15 protein-coding genes are annotated in these 18,212 nt (G+C 73.2%); 7 read left to right on the top strand and 8 right to left on the bottom strand.

The features are described 5' to 3' along the window. Window positions 1-6 precede the first annotated feature (6 nt). The 3 genes from ACF1A5_RS24225 to ACF1A5_RS24215 are packed head-to-tail and all read right to left on the bottom strand — an operon-like array spanning window position 7 to window position 4,527. Window positions 7-957: a hydroxymethylglutaryl-CoA lyase gene (locus tag ACF1A5_RS24225; protein WP_392194959.1), complete on the bottom strand. Its 951-nt coding sequence runs from the start codon at window positions 955-957 to the stop codon at window positions 7-9. Next, window positions 954-2,894 carry an acetyl-CoA carboxylase biotin carboxylase subunit gene (locus tag ACF1A5_RS24220; RefSeq protein WP_392194958.1) on the bottom strand — a complete coding sequence of 647 codons (1,941 nt, stop codon included), beginning with the start codon at window positions 2,892-2,894 and terminating at the stop codon, window positions 954-956. The genes ACF1A5_RS24225 and ACF1A5_RS24220 overlap by 4 nt, the downstream gene beginning before the upstream one ends. Window positions 2,895-2,910: 16 nt before the next feature. Further along, entirely contained in the window at window positions 2,911-4,527 is a 1,617-nt protein-coding gene (locus tag ACF1A5_RS24215) for a carboxyl transferase domain-containing protein (RefSeq protein WP_392194957.1), read from the bottom strand. A 96-nt stretch (window positions 4,528-4,623) separates the two neighbouring features. Between ACF1A5_RS24215 and ACF1A5_RS24210 the strand changes: the two genes are divergently transcribed. Further along, window positions 4,624-5,226, top strand: a complete 603-nt coding sequence (locus ACF1A5_RS24210; protein ID WP_392194956.1) for a TetR/AcrR family transcriptional regulator — start codon at window positions 4,624-4,626, stop codon at window positions 5,224-5,226. A 49-nt stretch (window positions 5,227-5,275) separates the two neighbouring features. Here the strand turns inward: ACF1A5_RS24210 and ACF1A5_RS24205 are convergent, their stop codons facing one another. Beyond that, a complete protein-coding gene (locus ACF1A5_RS24205) occupies window positions 5,276-5,626 on the bottom strand; it encodes an alpha/beta hydrolase (RefSeq protein ID WP_392194955.1) in 351 nt (116 codons plus the stop codon). 400 nt (window positions 5,627-6,026) lie between these two features. Between ACF1A5_RS24205 and ACF1A5_RS24200 the strand changes: the two genes are divergently transcribed. From ACF1A5_RS24200 to ACF1A5_RS24190, 3 genes are read left to right on the top strand one after another with little or no spacing between them, the layout of a single operon-like run. Next, the gene (locus ACF1A5_RS24200) at window positions 6,027-7,184 is read left to right on the top strand and encodes an acyl-CoA dehydrogenase family protein (protein ID WP_392194954.1); all 1,158 of its coding nucleotides are present in this window, start codon (window positions 6,027-6,029) and stop codon (window positions 7,182-7,184) included. 34 nt (window positions 7,185-7,218) lie between these two features. Next, the gene (locus ACF1A5_RS24195) at window positions 7,219-8,094 is read left to right on the top strand and encodes an acyl-CoA thioesterase (RefSeq protein WP_392194953.1); all 876 of its coding nucleotides are present in this window, start codon (window positions 7,219-7,221) and stop codon (window positions 8,092-8,094) included. A gap of 25 nt (window positions 8,095-8,119) precedes the next feature. Beyond that, window positions 8,120-8,797: a maleylpyruvate isomerase N-terminal domain-containing protein gene (locus ACF1A5_RS24190; protein ID WP_392194952.1), complete on the top strand. Its 678-nt coding sequence runs from the start codon at window positions 8,120-8,122 to the stop codon at window positions 8,795-8,797. Window positions 8,798-8,807: 10 nt separating this feature from the next. On the opposite strand, the gene ACF1A5_RS24185 is transcribed toward ACF1A5_RS24190, so the two are convergent. Both ACF1A5_RS24185 and ACF1A5_RS24180 read right to left on the bottom strand, forming a co-directional pair. Then, window positions 8,808-9,596: a phosphatase gene (locus ACF1A5_RS24185; protein ID WP_356192412.1), complete on the bottom strand. Its 789-nt coding sequence runs from the start codon at window positions 9,594-9,596 to the stop codon at window positions 8,808-8,810. 70 nt (window positions 9,597-9,666) lie between these two features. Next, complete coding sequence (locus tag ACF1A5_RS24180) at window positions 9,667-11,499, bottom strand: helix-turn-helix domain-containing protein (RefSeq protein WP_392194951.1); 1,833 nt, start codon at window positions 11,497-11,499, stop codon at window positions 9,667-9,669. 220 nt (window positions 11,500-11,719) lie between these two features. Between ACF1A5_RS24180 and ACF1A5_RS24175 the strand changes: the two genes are divergently transcribed. The 3 genes from ACF1A5_RS24175 to ACF1A5_RS24165 are packed head-to-tail and all read left to right on the top strand — an operon-like array spanning window position 11,720 to window position 15,938. Continuing rightward, window positions 11,720-13,186 carry a sodium:solute symporter gene (locus ACF1A5_RS24175; RefSeq protein WP_392194950.1) on the top strand — a complete coding sequence of 489 codons (1,467 nt, stop codon included), beginning with the start codon at window positions 11,720-11,722 and terminating at the stop codon, window positions 13,184-13,186. Between the two features lie 56 nt (window positions 13,187-13,242). Continuing rightward, window positions 13,243-14,211: an agmatinase gene (gene speB, locus ACF1A5_RS24170; protein ID WP_392194949.1), complete on the top strand. Its 969-nt coding sequence runs from the start codon at window positions 13,243-13,245 to the stop codon at window positions 14,209-14,211. A 35-nt stretch (window positions 14,212-14,246) separates the two neighbouring features. Further along, window positions 14,247-15,938 carry a thiamine pyrophosphate-binding protein gene (locus ACF1A5_RS24165; protein ID WP_392194948.1) on the top strand — a complete coding sequence of 564 codons (1,692 nt, stop codon included), beginning with the start codon at window positions 14,247-14,249 and terminating at the stop codon, window positions 15,936-15,938. On the opposite strand, the gene ACF1A5_RS24160 is transcribed toward ACF1A5_RS24165, so the two are convergent. Further along, a complete protein-coding gene (locus tag ACF1A5_RS24160) occupies window positions 15,920-16,519 on the bottom strand; it encodes a low molecular weight phosphatase family protein (protein WP_392194947.1) in 600 nt (199 codons plus the stop codon). The genes ACF1A5_RS24165 and ACF1A5_RS24160 overlap by 19 nt on opposite strands. After that, window positions 16,516-17,982, bottom strand: coding sequence for a polysaccharide biosynthesis tyrosine autokinase (locus tag ACF1A5_RS24155; RefSeq protein ID WP_392194946.1), 1,467 nt, complete (start codon window positions 17,980-17,982; stop codon window positions 16,516-16,518). The genes ACF1A5_RS24160 and ACF1A5_RS24155 overlap by 4 nt, the downstream gene beginning before the upstream one ends. Window positions 17,983-18,212 lie beyond the last annotated feature (230 nt).

Here is an 18,212-nt window from a genome sequence, read left to right as displayed (position 1 = left end):
CGGTGATCACTGCTCCTTGTGGGAGAGGGCTCGTACGGTGCGGGACGGGCTGGGCCGGCCCAGCCGCTCGGCCATCCACTCGCTCGTGGCGACGAGGCGGCCGAGATCGACTCCGGTGTCGATGCCGAGGCCCTGCAGCATCCACACGAGGTCTTCGGTGGCGAGGTTGCCGGTGGCGGACCTTGCGTACGGGCAGCCGCCGAGGCCGCCCGCGGAGGCGTCGACCGTCGTGACCCCGTGCTCCAGCGCCGTGTAGGTGTTGGCCAGTGCCTGGCCGTAGGTGTCGTGGAAGTGCACCCCGAGGACGCTCGTCGGCACGCCCGCCTCGTTCAGCGCGGCGAGCAGCTCCCGCACATGGCCGGGGGTGGCGACGCCGATGGTGTCGCCGAGGCTCAGCTCGTCGCAGCCCATGTCCGTCAGCGCCCGGCACACACTCACCACCTGGTGCAGCGGGACCGCCCCCTCCCAGGGGTCGCCGAAGCACATGGAGACATAGCCGCGGACGTGGGCGCCCTCCTCCTTGGCGCGGGCGACCACCGGGTCGAAGACCGCGAGGGACTCCGCGACCGTGCGGTTGAGGTTGGCCTTGGCGAAGGACTCGGTGGCGCTGGCGAAGACGGCGATGCGCTCCGCGCCGAGGGCGAGCGCCCTCTCCAGGCCGCGCGCGTTCGGCACCAGGACCGGCAGCCGCACCCCCGGCAGCTCCTTGACCTGCGGGAACAGCGCCTCCGCGTCGGCCAGTTGGGGCACCCACTTCGGGTGCACGAAACTGGTCGCCTCCACGGTGGTCAGACCGGCCCCGGCGAGACGGCGGATGAACTCCGCCTTCACCTCGGTCGGCACCGCGTTCTTCTCGTTCTGCAGGCCGTCGCGCGGGCCGACCTCGTGGATCCGCACCCGCTCGGGCAGGTTCCGGGCCGGGACGACCATGGGCAGGCCGATCTCGGATGCGCTCATGCCGGCTGCGCCCCTTCCTCCTCGTGCGGCGCGATCACGGCCAGCACCTGGTCCATGGCGACCGTGGTGCCCGGCGCCACGTCCAGGCCGGTGACGGTGCCGGCGTGCGGGGCGGAGATGACGTGCTCCATCTTCATCGCCTCCACCACGAGCAGGCTCTGGCCCGCGGTCACCTCGTCGCCGACGGCGACCTTCACCACCGTCACCGTGCCCGGCATGGGGGCGGTGAGCGAGTCGGCGCCGCTGTGCGCGGCCCGGCTGAGGGACGCGGCCACCGGGTCGTGGTCGCGCACGTGCCAGGCGTCGCCGTCGCGGCCGAGCCAGTCGGCGGCGCGGTGGAAGGTGTGGCGGACGCCGTCCAGGGTCACGGAGACGGTGTCGCCGGTGACGGTGTGGGTGCCGCGCGGGGTGTGCTCCACGGGGTCGGTCACCCGCAGCGGGAAGACGGCCGGCTTCGGCTCCCCGCCCATGCGCCAGCCGCTCGGCACCGAGAACGGGTCCTTCCAGCCGCCGCCCGTCGGGCGCAGGGCGTCGAGCCGCACCGCCGCGGCGGCCTCGTAGACCTCCTCCGGCACGTCCGCCGGGACCAGTTCGTCGACCACGCGCTCGACCAGCCCGGTGTCCAGCTCGCCCGCGACGACCGCCGGATGCGCCAGCAGCCGCCGCAGGAACCCGGCGTTGGTCTGCACGCCCAGCGTCACCGTCTCCGCCAGGGCGGCCCGCAGCTTCCGCAGCGCGGTGGCGCGGTCCGGCCCGTACGCGATCACCTTGGACAGCATCGGGTCGTACAGGCTGCCGACCTCGGTGCCCTCGCTGAGCCCGGAGTCGGTGCGCACCCCGTCGCCCTGCGGCTCGCGCAGCCTCAGCACGGTGCCGCCGGAGGGCAGGAACCCGCGCGCGGGGTCCTCGGCGCAGACGCGCGCCTCGACGGCGTGCCCGGTCAGCCGGACGTCGTCCTGCGTGAACGGCAGCGGCTCGCCCGCGGCCACCCGCAGCTGCCACTCCACCAGGTCCAGGCCGGTGACCAGCTCGGTGACCGGGTGCTCCACCTGGAGGCGGGTGTTCATCTCCATGAAGTAGTACGACGACGGGTCGCCGCCGGGAACGATGAACTCCACCGTGCCCGCGCCCCGGTACCCGCAGGAGCGGGCCGCCTGGACCGCCGCCTCACCCATCGCGGCGCGGATCTCCTCGTCGAGCAGGACGCTCGGCGCCTCCTCGATGATCTTCTGGTGGCGGCGCTGGAGCGAGCACTCGCGCTCGCCGAGGTGGATCACGTTGCCGTGGCCGTCGGCGAGGACCTGGATCTCGATGTGGCGGGGGGTGTCGACCCAGCGCTCGACGAGCAGGGTGTCGTCGCCGAACGAGGCGCGGGCCTCGCGGCGGGCCGCCGCGATCTCGTCGGCCAGCCGGTCCTCCTCGCGCACCAGCCGCATTCCCTTGCCGCCGCCGCCCGCCGAGGGCTTCAGCAGCACCGGCATGCCGATCTCACGGGCGGCCCCGGCCAGTTGCGCGTCGGTCAGGCCCGAGCCGCTGGAGCCGGGCACCACCGGCACCCCGGCCGCCCGGACCGTCTCCTTGGCGCGGATCTTGTCGCCCATCAGGGCGATGGCGTCGGCCGGAGGCCCGATGAACACGAGCCCGGCTTCGGCGCACGCGCGCGCGAAGCCCGCGTTCTCCGCGAGGAAGCCGTACCCGGGGTGGACGGCCTGGGCTCCGGTGCGGGCGGCGGCCTCAAGGAGCCGCTCGGCCGACAGATAGCTTTCGGCGGCCGCAGCCGGGCCGATCCGGACCGCGGCGTCCGCCTCCCGGACGTGCCGGGCGTCGGCGTCGGCGTCGGAGAAGACGGCCACCGACCGCACGCCCAGGGCGCGCAGCGTACGGATGACCCGGACGGCGATCTCGCCGCGGTTGGCCACAAGAACTGTCTCGAACATGGTCGGAAGGTCCCCCTCACATCCGGAAGACGCCGAACTGGGGATCACCCAGCGGGGCGTTGGCGCACGCGGTCAGTGCCAGGCCCAGCACCTGACGGGTCTCCAGCGGGTCGATCACGCCGTCGTCCCAGAGGCGGGCGGTGGCGTAGTAGGCGTTGCCCTGGTGCTCGTACTGGGCGCGGATCGGCGCCTTGAAGGCGTCCTCGTCCTCGGCGGGCCACTGCTCGCCCCGGGCCTCCATCTGGTCCCGCTTGACGGTGGCGAGGACGGAGGCGGCCTGCTCGCCGCCCATGACGGAGATCTTGGCGTTGGGCCACATCCACAGGAAGCGGGGCGAGTAGGCCCGGCCGCACATGGAGTAGTTGCCCGCGCCGTAGGAGCCGCCGACGACGACCGTCAGCTTCGGTACGCGGGTGCAGGCCACCGCCGTGACCATCTTGGCGCCGTGCTTGGCGATGCCGCCCGCCTCGTAGTCCCGGCCGACCATGAAGCCGGAGATGTTCTGCAGGAACAGCAGCGGGATCCCGCGCTGGTCGCACAGCTCGATGAAGTGGGCGCCCTTCTGGGCGGACTCCGAGAACAGGATGCCGTTGTTCGCGACGATGCCGACCGGGTGGCCGTGGATGCGGGCGAAGCCGGTGACCAGGGTCTGCCCGAACTCGGCCTTGAACTCGGCGAAGCGGGAGCCGTCCACCACGCGCGCGATGATCTCCCGCACGTCGTAGGGGGTGCGCGAGTCGACCGGGACGGCGCCGTAGAGCCCGGCGGGGTCGACCTTCGGCTCGATCGCCTCGGTGACCTCCCAGGGCAGCGCCCCGCGCGCCGGGAGGGTGGCGACGATGTTCCGCACGATCCGCAGCGCGTGCGCGTCGTCCTCGGCGAGGTGGTCGGTGACACCGGAGGTCCGGGAGTGCACCTCGCCGCCGCCGAGCTCCTCGGCGGTGACGACCTCGCCGGTGGCCGCCTTCACCAGCGGCGGGCCGCCCAGGAAGATGGTCCCCTGGTTGCGGACGATCACGGCCTCGTCGCTCATCGCCGGGACGTACGCCCCGCCGGCCGTGCAGGAGCCGAGCACGGCCGCGATCTGCGGGATGCCCGCGCCGGACATCCGCGCCTGGTTGTAGAAGATCCGCCCGAAGTGCTCGCGGTCGGGGAAGACCTCGTCCTGCATCGGCAGGAACGCGCCGCCGGAGTCGACGAGGTAGAGGCAGGGCAGCCGGTTCTCCAGCGCCACCTCCTGCGCGCGCAGGTGCTTCTTCACCGTCATCGGGTAGTAGGTGCCGCCCTTGACGGTGGCGTCGTTGGCGACGATCACACAGGCGCGGCCGCTGACCCGGCCGATACCGGCGATCACGCCGGCGGCCGGTGCCTGTCCGTCGTACAGCCCGTCGGCGGCCAGGGGGGCCAGCTCCAGGAACGGCGACCCGGGGTCCAGAAGAGTGTCCACGCGCTCGCGGGGCAGCAGCTTGCCGCGCGCGGTGTGGCGGGCGCGCGCCTTCTCGCCGCCGCCGAGCCGGGCCGCGGCGAGCTTGCCGCGCAGCTCCTCGACGAGCGCCCGGTGCGCCTCCTCGTTGGCCCGCCAGGCGTCCGACGCGGGATCGGCCGCGCTCGTCAGCTCCGGTGCCTCGTGCATCCTGCGGTACCCCTCACCCAGTGGTCGACTGTTAATGAGCGTTAACCATTTCCTTCAGGTTAACGACCGCTAACCTCGCTGTCTAGAATTGTTTTCATGGCCACCAGAACCGACGCCCCCACCCGCCGCGAACAGATCCTCAAGGAAGCCGCCCGGCTCTTCGCCGAACGCGGCTTCCACGGCGTCGGGGTCGACGAGATAGGCGCCGCGGTGGGGATCAGCGGGCCCGGTCTCTACCGGCACTTCGCCGGCAAGGACGCGATGCTCGCGGAGCTGCTGGTGGGCATCAGCGGCCAGCTGCTGACAGGAGCGAAGCTGCGCCTGGCGGAGGCAGGCGCGGGGGCCGGTCCCGAGGCGGTCCTCGACTCGCTCATCGAGGGGCACATCGACTTCGCGCTCGACGACCGCCCTTTGATCACCTTGCACGACCGCGAGCTGGACCGCCTGCGGGACAGCGACCGCAAGCTCGTGCGGCAGCTCCAGCGGCAGTACGTCGAGCTGTGGGTGGAGGTGCTGCGCGCGGTCTACCCGGCGCTGGCCGAGCCCGCCGCCCGTTCGGCGGTGCACTCGGTCTTCGGTCTGCTCAACTCCACCCCGCACCTGGGCCGCCCCGGCTCCCTGCCCGGACGGCAGACCACGGCGACGCTCCTGCACCGCATGGCGCGGGGCGCGTTCGCGGCCGCGGGCCGCGACGACTGACGCGCGCTGAGGGCGGCCACCCTGGAGTACGCGGGCCGGGGCGGCGCTCTCACTTGCCGGGCGCGCGGGCGTCCGGCGCGAACGGCCGGACGTCCTGGCCGCAGACGGCGCCGCGGGGCGGCAGGGCACCGGAGAGGACATAGCGGACCTCGTGGCCGCCGACGCAGGAGCTGGGGTTCAGCAGCGTGGTGTGCCCGTAGCCCCGCACGGTGACGAGGCGGGCGTCGGCCAGGTGCCGGGTCGGGTCCACCGCCTGCTGGTACGGGATGGCCGGGGCGAACGTGGTGTTGACCGCGAGGAGGGGAGGGGCGGGCCGTTTCCACGGTCCGGTGTGGCGGTCGGCCGCCCGCGTGGGCCAGGTCGCGCACGGCTCGGCGAGCCAGGTCCAGTACCGGCCCACGTCGCCCGACCGGGCATGGCCCGCTGTTCGAAGGTGTGGTGGCGGCGTGTCGCGGCCACGGCCGCCGTCGCGGCGACGGCGCCCCGCCACCGGGGCCTTCGGGGAGACGAGATGCGTGCGGCCTTCCTACGATCGCTGCCCGGCAGCCTGCGCGAGGCCCGTGAGCCGGACTTTCCGCAGGCTGCCGGGGCCCGGAGGGGCGCGCCCGGTGGGGCGGACCGTACGGGGGCCGTGTCCCGGCCGGCCGGGTGAATGGGGTGCCGCCCGCGACCGCGCGGCGTGGCGAGGGTGACGAGCGTTACGCGGACCCCTCTGGACGCCTCCGCCTACTCGCCGGTACGTTGACATGAGCAAGCGCTTAGACATGCTCAGACATGCCGAAGTACGTGGAGGTGGCGGCGTGCGCCGTACGGTGTTCAACGAGGATCACGAGGCGTTCCGGGAGACCCTTCGCGCCTTCATCGAGGCCGAGGTCGTCCCCGTCTACGACGAGTGGTTCGCCGCGGGCCAGGCGCCGCGCGACTTCTACTACAAGCTCGGCGAGCTGGGCATCTTCGGCATCAACGTGCCCGAGGAGTTCGGCGGCGCGGGCATGGACAGCCACAAGTTCGAGGCCGTCCTCTACGAGGAGACCGCCCGCGCGGGCGTCCAGTTCGGCGGCTCCGGCGTGCACGTGCTGCTCGCCCTGCCCTACATCAAGATGCTCGCCACCGACGAGCAGAAGAAGCGCTACCTGCCGAAGTTCGTCACCGGCGAGGAGATGTGGGCCATCGCGATGACGGAGCCGGGCACCGGCTCCGACCTCGCGGGCATGAAGACCACCGCCAAGCTCTCCGAGGACGGCACGCACTACGTCCTCAACGGCGCCAAGACCTTCATCACCGGCGGTGTGCACGCCGACAAGGTCATCGTCTGCGCCCGGACCTCTGCTCCCACCGCCGAGGACCGCCGCTTCGGCATCTCCCTCTTCGCCGTGGACACCAAGTCCGAGGGCTACTCCGTCGGCCGCAAGCTGGACAAGCTCGGCCTGCGCACCTCCGACACCGCCGAGCTGGCCTTCGTCGACGTCAAGGTGCCGGTCGAGGACCTGCTCGGCGAGGAGAACAAGGGCTTCTACTACCTCGGCCACAACCTGGCCTCCGAGCGCTGGGGCATCGCCTTCGGCGCCTACGCCCAGGCCAAGGCCGCCGTCCGGTTCGCCCAGCAGTACGTGCAGGAGCGCACCGTCTTCGGCAAGCCGGTCGCCCACTTCCAGAACACCAAGTTCGAGCTGGCCGCCTGCCAGGCCGAGGTGGACGCCGCCGAGGCCGTCGCCGACCGTGCCACGGAGGCCCTGGACGCCGGTGAGCTCACCCCCGCCGAGGCCGCCAGCGCCAAGCTGTTCTGCACCGAGGTCGCGCACCGCGTCATCGACCGCTGCCTCCAGCTGCACGGCGGTTACGGCTACATGAACGAGTACCCGATCGCCCGCCTGTACGCGGACAACCGCGTCAACCGCATCTACGGCGGCACCAGCGAGATCATGAAGTCGATCATCGCGAAGAACATGGGGCTGTAAGGTCCCGGAAACCGGTGCAGGATACAACTGACGTATGAGTCAGGCACTTCAGTCGCTGCTCGATCTGCTCGACCTCGAGCGGATCGAGCAGGACATCTTCCGGGGCCAGTCCCGCTCGGCGGTCGTCCCGCGCGTCTTCGGCGGCCAGGTCGCCGCGCAGGCGCTGGTCGCCGCCGGCCGGACGGTCCCGGCCGACCGGCACGCGCACTCGCTGCACGCGTACTTCCTGCGGCCCGGCGACCCCGGCGCGCCCATCGTCTACACCGTGGACCGCATCCGCGACGGCCGCTCCTTCACCACCCGGCGGGTGGTGGCGGTGCAGCACGGGCAGCCGATCTTCCATCTCTCGGCCTCCTTCCAGACGGACGAGGAGGGCCTGGACCACCAGGCCCCGATGCCGTCCTCCCCGGACCCGGCCACCCTGCCGACCTCACAGGAACGCCTGCGCGACTACGGTCACCTCGACCCGGCGGTCGTGGAGAAGTTCCTGGAGGCGCGGGAGGCGGTCGACCTGCGCTACGTGGACGAGCCGCCGTACGGCAGGTTCGGCGAGCCGCGCGAGCCGCACTCCCAGGTGTGGTTCCGCACCAACGGCAAGCTGGCGGGCGCGATCGACGAGCCGCTGCTGCACGTCGTGCTCGCCACCTACGTCTCCGACATGACGCTCCTGGACTCGGTCCTGCTCGCCCACGGGCGCGGCGGCTGGGCCGTCGGCGACGTGGTCGGGGCCTCGCTCGACCACGCGATGTGGTTCCACCGGCCGTTCCGCGCCGACGAGTGGCTGCTGTACGACCAGGAGTCCCCGTCGGCGCACGGCGGCCGCGGCCTGGGCCAGGCCCGCATCTACACGCAGGACGGCCGCCTGGCCATCTCGGTGATCCAGGAGGGCGTGGTCCGGGTTCCCCGGTGACCGGTTCCCCCGCTTGGATAGGGACATGACAGTCATCGAAGAGCCGTGGAACTGGCGGGGCGGACGGGTCCGGGCGGCCTTTCTGGAAGCGGCCGGACGCGTCGCCGACCTGCTCGCCGAACCCGCCGTCGCCCACGCCTGGAACGACCCCAGCGCGCTGAAGGACTTCAGCGTGCGAGGGCTCGCCGGGCACACGTTCCGGCAGGAGCTGGAGCTGCCCGGCCTGCTCGCGCGGCCGGTGCCCACGGAACAGGTGGTGTCGTTGCGGGAGTACTACCTGGAGCGCGTCATCTGGCTCGACGCCGGTCCCGACGCCGCCGTGAGCGCGCGGATCCGCCGGAGCGGCGAGGACACCGCGGCCGACGGGCACGCGGCCCTGCTCGCCCGTGTACGCGAGGCGGTCGGGAAGCTGCGCACCGCCGTGCCCGAGGCTCCCGCCGGACGGCCGGTCCACGTGCCCACCTGGGGCGAGTGGTCCCTGGACCTCGACGACTTCCTGCTCACCCGGCTGATGGAACTCGTCGTCCACGCCGACGACCTGGCGTGCAGCGTGGGGCTGCCGGCGCCCGAGTTCCCCGAGCACCTGACGGCCCCGGTCGTCGACCTGCTGGCCCGCCTCGCGGTCCGCCGCCACGGCCCGGCCGACGTCATCCGGGGGCTCGCCCGCGTCGAACGCGCCCCCGCCTCGATCGCCGGGATCTAGGAAGCGGGGGTCACTCCAGCCCCGCCTGCTCCAGCAGGTACGCCGTCATCGGGTCGTAGTGCCGGGGGCTGACCACGTGGTCGTCGAGGGGCACCGTCACCTGGAGGGTGCCCTCGGACTCCGCGAGGAAGAGGGCCGGGTCGTTGCTGTCGGCGTAGCCGACGGAGTCGATTCCGTGCTGCCCGGCGTATCCGGCCCAGCCGTGGTCGGCGACCACCAGGTCGGGCAGCGGGCGGCCCTCGCGCTCCAGGCCGGTGAGGACGGCCCGCATCGGCGCGCCCGAGTGCGTGTGCCACAGCGTGGCACCGTGCTCCAGCACCGCCACGTCGGCGAACTGCATCACGTACCCCTCGTCCGTCTGCAGCCCGTCCGGGATCACGACGATCTCGCAGCCGGCGGCGCGCAGCGCGGCGGCCGTGGCCCGGTGGACGTCGAGCAGGCCGCCGGGGTGGCCGGTGGCGAACAGCACCCGCTGCCGCCCCTCGGCCGCCTTGCGCAGCCGCCCCGCCATCCGCTCCAGGGCGTCGACGGTCAGCTCGGGGTCGATGGTGTCCTGGCCGTACCGGTGCTCCGGGTCGTCGTTGACGCCGACCCGCTCCGCCATCACGGCGAGCACGTCCTGCTCGTCCCGCCAGCGGTCGCCGAGTTCCAGGCCGAGCCAGAAGTTGCGGTCGCCGTTCGCCAGCTTGCGGTAGTGGGAGAGGTTGTTCTCGCGGGGGGTGGCGACGTCGCCCGCGATACGGGTTCTGACGAGGTGGTCGACGAGCTCGGCGCGGCTGGGAGTCCCGGGTATCGGCATGGCTCCCATTGTGGGGCAGCCGCCTGTCCCCGTGTCCCGGGCGGGGCGCGCTGGGACGCGGGTCACGCCGTCAGATCCGCCCCAGGGCGAACCACAGTTCCATCCGGACGTCGGGGTCGTCCAGGTCGGTGCCGAGGAGGGCCGCGCAGCGGGCGACTCGCTGGCGGACGGTGTTGCGGTGCACGGACAGGGCGACGGCGGTGCGGTCCCAGCTGCCGTGCAGCGACAGCCAGGTGCGCAGGGTCTCGGTGAGCGCCGGAACCGCCGTGACGGGGGCGAGCAGCGCGCGGGCGTGGGCGTCCGCCTCGTCGTGCGGGACCAGGTCGGCCAGGCCGCGCCGGGCGGTGTGCCGGACCAGCGGGGTGCGGGTGGCGCGGGCGCGGGCCAGGGCGCGGGCCGCCTGGGTGTCGGCGGCCGGCCAGTCGCCGGGGGCGACGGCGGCGCTGACGCCGAGGGTCCAGCCGGGCTGTGCGGCCGGTTCCCGCCCGGCGGGGACGAGGACCCGTACGGCCTCGTCCGCGAGGTCGACCAGCGCGGAGCCGAGGGCGGCGCCGAGCGCGGAGGCCGCCACGGCGTCGGGGGCCTGCGCGTTGGGCCGGGCGTGCACGACGAGCCACTGCGCGGCCCCCAGCAGCGGGGCCACGTCCTCGGGCGGTGCGCCCAGCAGCAGCCGGACCAGGGCCGAGGAGCGCGCGGCGCCCGTGGCGCTCTGGTGCTCGCCGGTGAGGAGGGAGAGCAGGACGGCGGCGACGGACACGACGGTGTGGTCGCCGGGCTCCCGCCGCGCGGCGGCCACCCCGAGCACGAAGCCCTGGCCGGCGCCGAGCGCGTAGGCGGAGAGATGACCGCCGGGGACGGTGTCGGTGGCGGAGGAGGGGACGGGACGGGCGGCGGAGGGCGAGGTGGTGCGCCCGGTGGTGGGCGAGGCGGCGGGGCGGCCGCCGGGCGAGGCGACGGGACGGCCGGCGGGGGACGGGGCAGCGGGGTGGCCGGTGAGGGACACGGCAGGCCGGCTGGTGGGCGAACCAGGGCGGCCCGTGGTGGAGGCCGCGGGACGGTCGGCGGACGAGGCGCCAGGGCGGTCCTTGGGGGAGGCCGCGGAACGGTCGGCGGGCGCGGCGGCGGGGCTGCCGGAGGGGGAGGGTGTGGTGCCGTCGGGCCGGGAAGGTGCCGTGTCGTTGGGCCGGGAGGGTGCGGTGCCGTCAGGGGCCGTGGGGCGTACCACCTGGGCCAGGCCGGCCAGGGCCTGCCGTACCTCCTTGTCCGGCTCCCGGCCCGCCGCCGCGATCTCCGTCCCGTCCGGTCCGTAGAGCACCGCCCGCCCCGCCACCCGCCGGGCCAGCTGGCGCAGCACCGCGGGCACGGGGTCGGGCCGGGAGGCCGCGACGGCCAGACTCCGCTGGGCCTCGGTCACCCGGCGCAGTTCGGCCAGCCGGGCCTGGGCCATCAGCTGCCAGACCGCCCGGGCCACGCCCGAGAAGGTGGTCTGCGGGGGGACCTCCAGGAGCGGCAGCCCCTGCGCGTCGCAGGCCTCCACCAGCGCGCGCGGCACCGTGTCGTGGACCGGCGCCAGGCCGAAGCCGAGGGCCGCGCCGCCCGCCGCCACGATCCGCGCGACGTAGCCGTCGAAGTAGTCCCCCAAGCGCTCGGCCTCGCTGGTGCAGGGGGGACCCCCGTCCGAGACCGCCGCCCCCGGGACGTGCACGCCCGCCGTCAGCAGCAGCTCGCCGCCCAGCAGGTACGGGTAGGGGTCGGCCATCTCCGAGGTGTGCGCCCAGTGGATCACGGTGGCGGGGTCCGCCGGCCCCGCGATCCGGCGCAGGCCCAGGTCCTCGCGGGCCAGCAGCGCCGCCAGCGGGACCGGCGGGGTCGGCGGGACCGCCGGGGCGGCCGGGTCCGGCATGTGCACTCCCTCCATCCGGTTCCGCTCGAATGGATGAAACGTACACTTCGCAGTCGCTTTCCGGCCACCTAGGGTCAAGCGCAGACCGGCGGCCGTGGGTACGGGCGGATGTCCCCGCGAACCGCTGCCGGTGTCCCTGTTTCCAGGAACCCCCCACGTTTCCAGGAACCCCCCACGTACCTGCACGACACGCCACCGGATTGCGCGCGAAGGAGGGCCCATGGCCGTCGACTACACAGTGATCGTCGTCTATCTGGCCGGGATGCTGGCCGTGGGCTGGTGGGGCATGCGCCGCGCCAGGTCCAAGAGCGAGTTCCTGGTGGCGGGCCGCCGCCTGGGGCCCGCGATGTACTCCGGCACCATGGCGGCGATCGTCCTCGGCGGCGCGTCCACCATCGGCGGCGTGGGCCTCGGCTACCAGTACGGCCTCTCCGGCGCCTGGATGGTGTTCACCATCGGCCTCGGTCTGCTGGCCCTGTCCGTCTTCTTCTCCGCCCGCATAGCCCGGCTGAAGGTCTACACCGTCTCCGAGATGCTCGACCTGCGCTACGGAGGCCGGGCGGGCGTCATCTCCGGCGTGGTCATGTGGGCGTACACCCTCATGCTCGCGGTCACGTCCACCATCGCCTACGCCACGATCTTCGACGTGCTGTTCGACATGAACCGCACCCTCGCGATCGTCCTCGGCGGCTCGATCGTCGTCGCGTACTCGACCCTCGGCGGCATGTGGTCGATCACGCTGACCGACATGGTGCAGTTCGTCGTGAAGACGATCGGCGTGCTGCTGCTCCTGCTGCCCATCGCGGTCGTCAAGGCAGGCGGCTTCTCCGAGATGAAGGCCAAGCTGCCCACCGAGTACTTCGATCCGCTGGGCATCGGCGGCGAGACGATCTTCACCTACGTCCTGATCTACACCTTCGGCATGCTCATCGGCCAGGACATCTGGCAGCGCGTGTTCACCGCCCGCAGCGACACCACGGCGAAGTGGGGCGGCACGGTCGCCGGCACCTACTGCCTGGCGTACGCCCTGGCCGGCGCCGTCATCGGCACCGCCGCCAAGGTGCTCTACCCCAAGCTCGGCAGCGCCGACGACGCCTTCGCGACCATCGTCAAGAACGAACTCCCCGTCGGGGTGCGCGGCCTGGTGCTCGCCGCCGCCCTGGCCGCCGTGATGTCGACCTCCTCGGGCGCGCTGATCGCCTGCGCCACCGTCGCCAACAACGACATCTGGTCCCGGCTGCGGGGCCTGACCCGGCGCGCCTCCGACGGGGGCGAGCACGACGAGGTCAAGGGCAACCGTGTGTTCATCCTGATCATGGGCCTCGCCGTGATCGGCACGGCGATCGCGCTCAACAACGTCGTCGAGGCGCTGACCGTGGCGTACAACCTGCTCGTCGGCGGGCTGCTCGTGCCGATCCTCGGCGGTCTGCTGTGGAAGCGCGGCACCGTGCACGGCGCGCTGGCCTCCGTGATCGTCGGCGGTCTCGCGGTCATCGGCCTGATGGCCACGTACGGCATCCTCGCCAACGAGCCCGTCTACTACGGCCTGCTGTCCTCCCTGGCCGCCTACGTCGCCGTCTCCCTGGCGACGAAGCCGACCGACGCGGCCGTCCTCGCCGCCTGGCGCGAGCGCCTCGCCGGGCGGACCCCCGAACTCGCGTCCGAACCGGTCCCGGCTCACCAGTAGAGTCGTACGGAAAGCAGTACATGCGCGACCAAGCGCAAGGAAGAAGGCATTTCACCATGAGCAGCAGCGAGACGCCCCGCGGTCCCGTCGACTCCTCCCGCATCCCGCGGTACGCCGGTCCCGCGACCTTCGCCCGGCTGCCCCGCCTCGACGAGGTCGGCGCCGCCGATGTCGCCGTCGTGGGCGTGCCGTTCGACTCCGGCGTCTCGTACCGGCCGGGCGCCCGCTTCGGCGGCAACGCCATCCGCGAGGCGTCCCGGCTGCTGCGCCCCTACAACCCGGCGCAGGACGCGTCCCCGTTCGCGCTCGCCCAGGTCGCGGACGCCGGTGACATCGCCGTCAACCCCTTCAACATCAACGAGGCCGTGGAGACCGTCGAGGCCGCCGCGGACGAGCTGCTCGGCACCGGCGCCCGCCTGATGACCCTCGGCGGCGACCACACCATCGCGCTGCCGCTGCTGCGCTCGGTCGCCAAGAAGCACGGCCCGGTCGCCCTGCTCCACTTCGACGCCCACCTCGACACCTGGGACACCTACTTCGGCGCCGAGTACACCCACGGCACCCCGTTCCGGCGCGCGGTCGAGGAGGGCATCCTCGACACCGAGGCGCTCTCCCACGTCGGCACCCGCGGCCCGCTGTACGGCAAGCAGGACCTCACCGACGACGAGAAGATGGGCTTCGGCATCGTCACCTCCGCGGACATCTACCGCCGGGGCGCCGACGAGGTGGCCGACCAGCTGCGCCAGCGCATCGGCGACCGCCCGCTGTACATCTCCATCGACATCGACTGCCTCGACCCGGCGCACGCCCCCGGCACCGGCACCCCCGAGGCCGGCGGCATGACCTCCCGCGAACTGCTGGAGATCCTGCGCGGCCTGGCGTCCTGCAACCTGATCTCGGCGGACGTCGTCGAGGTGGCGCCCGCCTACGACCACGCCGAGATCACGTCGGTGGCGGCCTCCCACACGGCGTACGAGCTGACCACGATCATGACCCGCCAGATCGCCGCGGCCCGCACCGCGTAACTCCCGCGCACGACCCCCGAGGAGACCGAGCACCAGTGACCCACGACCACGACCTGGTACTCCGCCCGACGCCCGCCCAGAAGGAGGCCGCCCTCAATCCTCCCCCCGGCCGCATCGGCGGAGACCTGGTCGTGGAGACCCTGGCCGGGCTCGGCGCGACCACCGTCTTCGGCCTGCCCGGCCAGCACGCCCTCGGCATGTTCGACGCGCTGCGCCGCTCGGACCTGCGGTACGTGGGCCTGCGGGTGGAGAACAACGCGGGCTTCGCGGCGGACGCGTACGGCCGTATCACGGGCGAGGCGGCGCCCCTGCTGCTGTCGACCGGCCCGGGAGCCCTCACCTCCCTGGCCGCCCTCCAGGAGGCGGCGGCCGCCTCCGCGCCGGTCCTGGCGATCGGCAGCCAGGTCCCGACGGCCGGACTCGGCGGCGGCCGGCACGGCTATCTCCACGAACTGCCGGACCAGGCGGCCGCGTTCCGGGGCGTGGTGAAGTCGGTCCACACGGTCCGCACCCAGTCCCAGATCCCCTCGGCGATCGCCGCCGCCTGGAAGTCGGCGCTGACCGTGCCGCACGGCCCGGTGTGGGTGGAGATCCCGCAGGACGTGCTGCTGGCCGAGGCGCGGCTGCCGGTGGTGACGGCGATGGACGCCACTCCGGAGGAACTGCCGCCGCGCCCCGAACTGACGGCGCTGGCGGCCGAGTCGCTGTCGACGGCGGCCCGCCCGGCGATCATCGCGGGCGGCGGGGTGGTCCGGGCGGACGCCTCGGGCAAACTGCTGGCGCTGGCCGAGAGGCTGAACGCGCCGGTGGTGACCACCTTCGGCGGCAAGGGCGCGTTCCCCTGGGAGCACCCGCTGTCCCTCCAGTCGTGGCTGGAGGACCGGCACACCACGGACTTCCTGGAGGACGCGGACGTCCTGCTGGTCGTCGGCTCCGGCCTCGGCGAACTGTCCTCGAACTACCACACGTTCAGGCCACGCGGCCGGGTGATCCAGATCGAGGCGGACGCCGGCAAGCTGGAGTCCAACCACCCGGCACTGGGCATCCACGCCGACGCCCGCTTTGCACTGCAGGCCCTGCTGGAGACGGTCGAGGACCGCGCGGACGAGGGCGCCGAGCAGCGCGTACGGGAGCTGCTGGCCAAGGTGCGCGACCGCATCGCGGCGCAGGAACTCACCCTGGAGCAGGACGTGCTGGCCGCGGTCCGGCGCGCCCTGCCCGCGCACGCCCCGTCCTTCTGGGACATGACGATCCTGGCCTACTGGGCCTGGTCCGCCTTCGATCCGCGCGGCGCCAACACCATGCACTCGGCCCAGGGCGCCGGCGGCCTCGGCTACGGCTTCCCGGCGGCCCTGGGCGCCGCGGCCGCGGACCCCACCCGCCCGGTGCTGGCGGTCTCCGGCGACGGCGGCGCCCTGTACTCGATCGCCGAGTTGGCCACGGCCCGCCAGTACGACCTGAACGTCACCTGGCTGATCGTCGACGACGGCGGCTACGGCATCCTCCGCGAGTACATGACCGACGCCTTCGGCCGGCCCACGGCGACGGAGCTCACCCGCCCCGACTACGTGGCCCTGGCGGAGTCCTTCGGCGTCCCCGGGGTCCGCACGTCCCCCGAGACCCTGGAGGCCGACCTCGCCAAGTCCCTGGCGGAACCGGGCCCCTCGGTGGTCGTGCTCCCGGCGGTGCTGCGCATGTTCGCGCCCACTCACCTGGGGGGAAACTGACGCGGCGGCAGCGGGCCGCCCTCCAGCAGCGCGGCGAGCACACCGACCTCGTCGTCGATCTCGCGGGCGCACCCGTACAGCACGTCCCAGGGCCTTCCCACCGGGTCCGTGAAGTCGTCCCCGGCCGGCGGGACCGGGGCGGCGATGCCCCGGCGGGCAGCCGCGGCCGCCACCACGGCCTCAGCGCTCCCATGGTCCGCCCGGCCCTGCCCGCCGCTGCGCACCCGGCCGGCCTCCCCGGTGGCGAGCCGCACGAACTCCTTCAGAGTGAAGCACCGCCGCAGCGCCGACGGCACCAGGCGCACGGCGGCTTCCCGGTGCTCGCGTGCGAGCCCGAGGACCAGCGACGCCTGCGCGACGAGCTGCGCGGTGAGCGGGCGGGCCGAGAAGCCCGAGCCGTCACCGCCCAGCTTCTCCAGCACCTCCTTGGTGGAGGCGTTCATGCCGAAGGCGGGCCAGGCCTCCGTGCCTGCGCTCTCCGGCCGCACGGCCGAGCCGGGCCGGAGTCTCGCGGCCAGCAGCCGTTCGGCGAGCACCGAGCGGTGCACGTTGCCCGTGCAGACGAACAGGACGCGGGTCACCTCCGGCCCGCGCCGCTCGCGCCGGCGGGCTCGCCGGTCTCCTCCTCGGTGGCCGAGGCGCGGGGAGCGGGCAGCTCGCCGTACCGGCCGTAGGTTCCGTAGCGATCGCCCTTGGGGACCGGCGCCATGCTGAAGACGGTGCCGAGGGCCCGGACGCCCACGCGCTCCAGCGACGCCGCGGCGGTACGCACCTGGTCCCGGGTGGTCCTGGCGGCGCGTACCACGAGCAGCGCGCCCTGGGCGAGCGAGGCGAGTCCGACGGTGTCCGCGACCGGCAGCAGCGGCGCGGTGTCGACGATCACCGCCTCGTATGTTTCCGCCAGCTCGCGCAGCACCTCCTGCATGCGCGCCGAGGCGAGCAGCTCGGTGGGGTTCGGCGGCACGGCCCCGCTGGCGAGAACCGCCAGCCGCCCCTCGGCCTGTTGCATCACGTCCTCGAGGCGGGCCTGCCCGATGAGCACCGTGGTCAGACCGGCGTCCTGGACCAGACCGAAGGTCGAGGCCACGCACGGGCGGCGCAGATCGCCGTCCACCAGGCACGTGGACACGCCGGCCTCGGCGAGCGAGAGAGCCAGGTTCACCGCGGTGTTGGTCTTGCCCTCACCGGGCACCGAACTGGTCACCACGATGATCCGGGGCCGGTCGTCGACCTGCGAGAACTGCAGATTGGTGCGCAGCTTGCGAAAGGCCTCGGCGCGCTTGGAGTGTCCGTCGGCGGTGACCAGCGGCCGCTTGGGGGTGTTCCTGTCGTACGGGATGGTGCCGAGGCCGGGCAGCGCGGTGAACTCGCCCAGCGCCTCGCTGGTCTTGAGCGTGGTGTCCAGGGTCTCCCGCAGGGTGACCATCCCGGCGCCGAGCAGAAGGCCGCCGAGGATCCCGGCGGACAGGTTCAGCAGCGGGCGGGGCGAGACCGGCCGGGTCGGGGCGACGGCCTGCTGTGTGACGCCCAGTGAGACGGGTGACGTGGCCGGTGCGTTCGCGCGGCGCTTCCCGGGCCGAGCCGGGGCAGACCCGGCGGTCTGCTTGGGCGTCTCCAGCCGCTCGACGACCGTGCTGAACCGCTCGGCCACGGCGTTGGCGATGCGCGCCGCCCGCCGAGGGGCGGTGTCCTGCACGGAGATGTCGATGAGCACCGTGTTGAGCGGGGCGACGGCTGTGATCCGCGATGCCAGCTCCTCGGGCGTGGTGCTCAGCTTCAGCTCCCTCACCACGGGCTCGGTGACCTGACGGGTGGCCACGATCGCGGCGTACGACTGCACCCGCGCCTGCGAGAAACTCTGACCCTGGTTCAGCTGGGCCGTGTCCTCACCGGTGCGGGTGGCGACGAAGAGCTGGGTCCTGGCTTCGTAGACGGGGGTGCTCAGACACGTCACGGCGACTGCCGCCCCGGTCGAGAGCACCAGGCAGACCACGACGGTCGGCCAGCGCCTGACGAAAGCCTTCAGGAATCCATGGAGATCCAAGCTGCACCCCTCTGAGAACGAAGGGAACAGCCCGAAAATGGGCATTCTGCTCCCTCTTGCGCATAGCAGACTAGGGATTCGCGGGCCCGGATAGGTGCCGCCACCCTCATGCCCCTCCCGTGAATGACCCGAGCGGCACATGCGACCGCGCGTGGCGACGGCGTGAGCCATCCAGCGAAGGAAGCGCCACCCCATCCGGTGAGTCCTGGGCGACGGCGTGTCAGGAGCCG

The sequence above is a fragment of the Streptomyces sp. NPDC014864 genome, from assembly GCF_043081525.1.
Taxonomy (GTDB): Bacteria; Actinomycetota; Actinomycetes; order Streptomycetales; family Streptomycetaceae; genus Streptomyces.
Note: the sequence above shows the minus strand (reverse complement) of the source record. Positions and strands in the feature narration are given on the sequence as shown.

Bases quoted from the DNA above. Each gene is read 5' to 3' on its own strand.
- ACF1A5_RS24225 (WP_392194959.1), bottom strand. From the start codon at position 957: ATGAGCGCATCCGAGATCGGCCTGCCCATGGTCGTCCCGGCCCGGAAC.
- ACF1A5_RS24220 (WP_392194958.1), bottom strand. From the start codon at position 2,894: ATGTTCGAGACAGTTCTTGTGGCCAACCGCGGCGAGATCGCCGTCCGG.
- ACF1A5_RS24215 (WP_392194957.1), bottom strand. From the start codon at position 4,527: ATGCACGAGGCACCGGAGCTGACGAGCGCGGCCGATCCCGCGTCGGAC.
- ACF1A5_RS24210 (WP_392194956.1), top strand. From the start codon at position 4,624: ATGGCCACCAGAACCGACGCCCCCACCCGCCGCGAACAGATCCTCAAG.
- ACF1A5_RS24195 (WP_392194953.1), top strand. From the start codon at position 7,219: ATGAGTCAGGCACTTCAGTCGCTGCTCGATCTGCTCGACCTCGAGCGG.
- ACF1A5_RS24190 (WP_392194952.1), top strand. From the start codon at position 8,120: ATGACAGTCATCGAAGAGCCGTGGAACTGGCGGGGCGGACGGGTCCGG.
- ACF1A5_RS24185 (WP_356192412.1), bottom strand. From the start codon at position 9,596: ATGCCGATACCCGGGACTCCCAGCCGCGCCGAGCTCGTCGACCACCTC.
- ACF1A5_RS24180 (WP_392194951.1), bottom strand. From the start codon at position 11,499: ATGCCGGACCCGGCCGCCCCGGCGGTCCCGCCGACCCCGCCGGTCCCG.
- ACF1A5_RS24175 (WP_392194950.1), top strand. From the start codon at position 11,720: ATGGCCGTCGACTACACAGTGATCGTCGTCTATCTGGCCGGGATGCTG.
- speB (WP_392194949.1), top strand. From the start codon at position 13,243: ATGAGCAGCAGCGAGACGCCCCGCGGTCCCGTCGACTCCTCCCGCATC.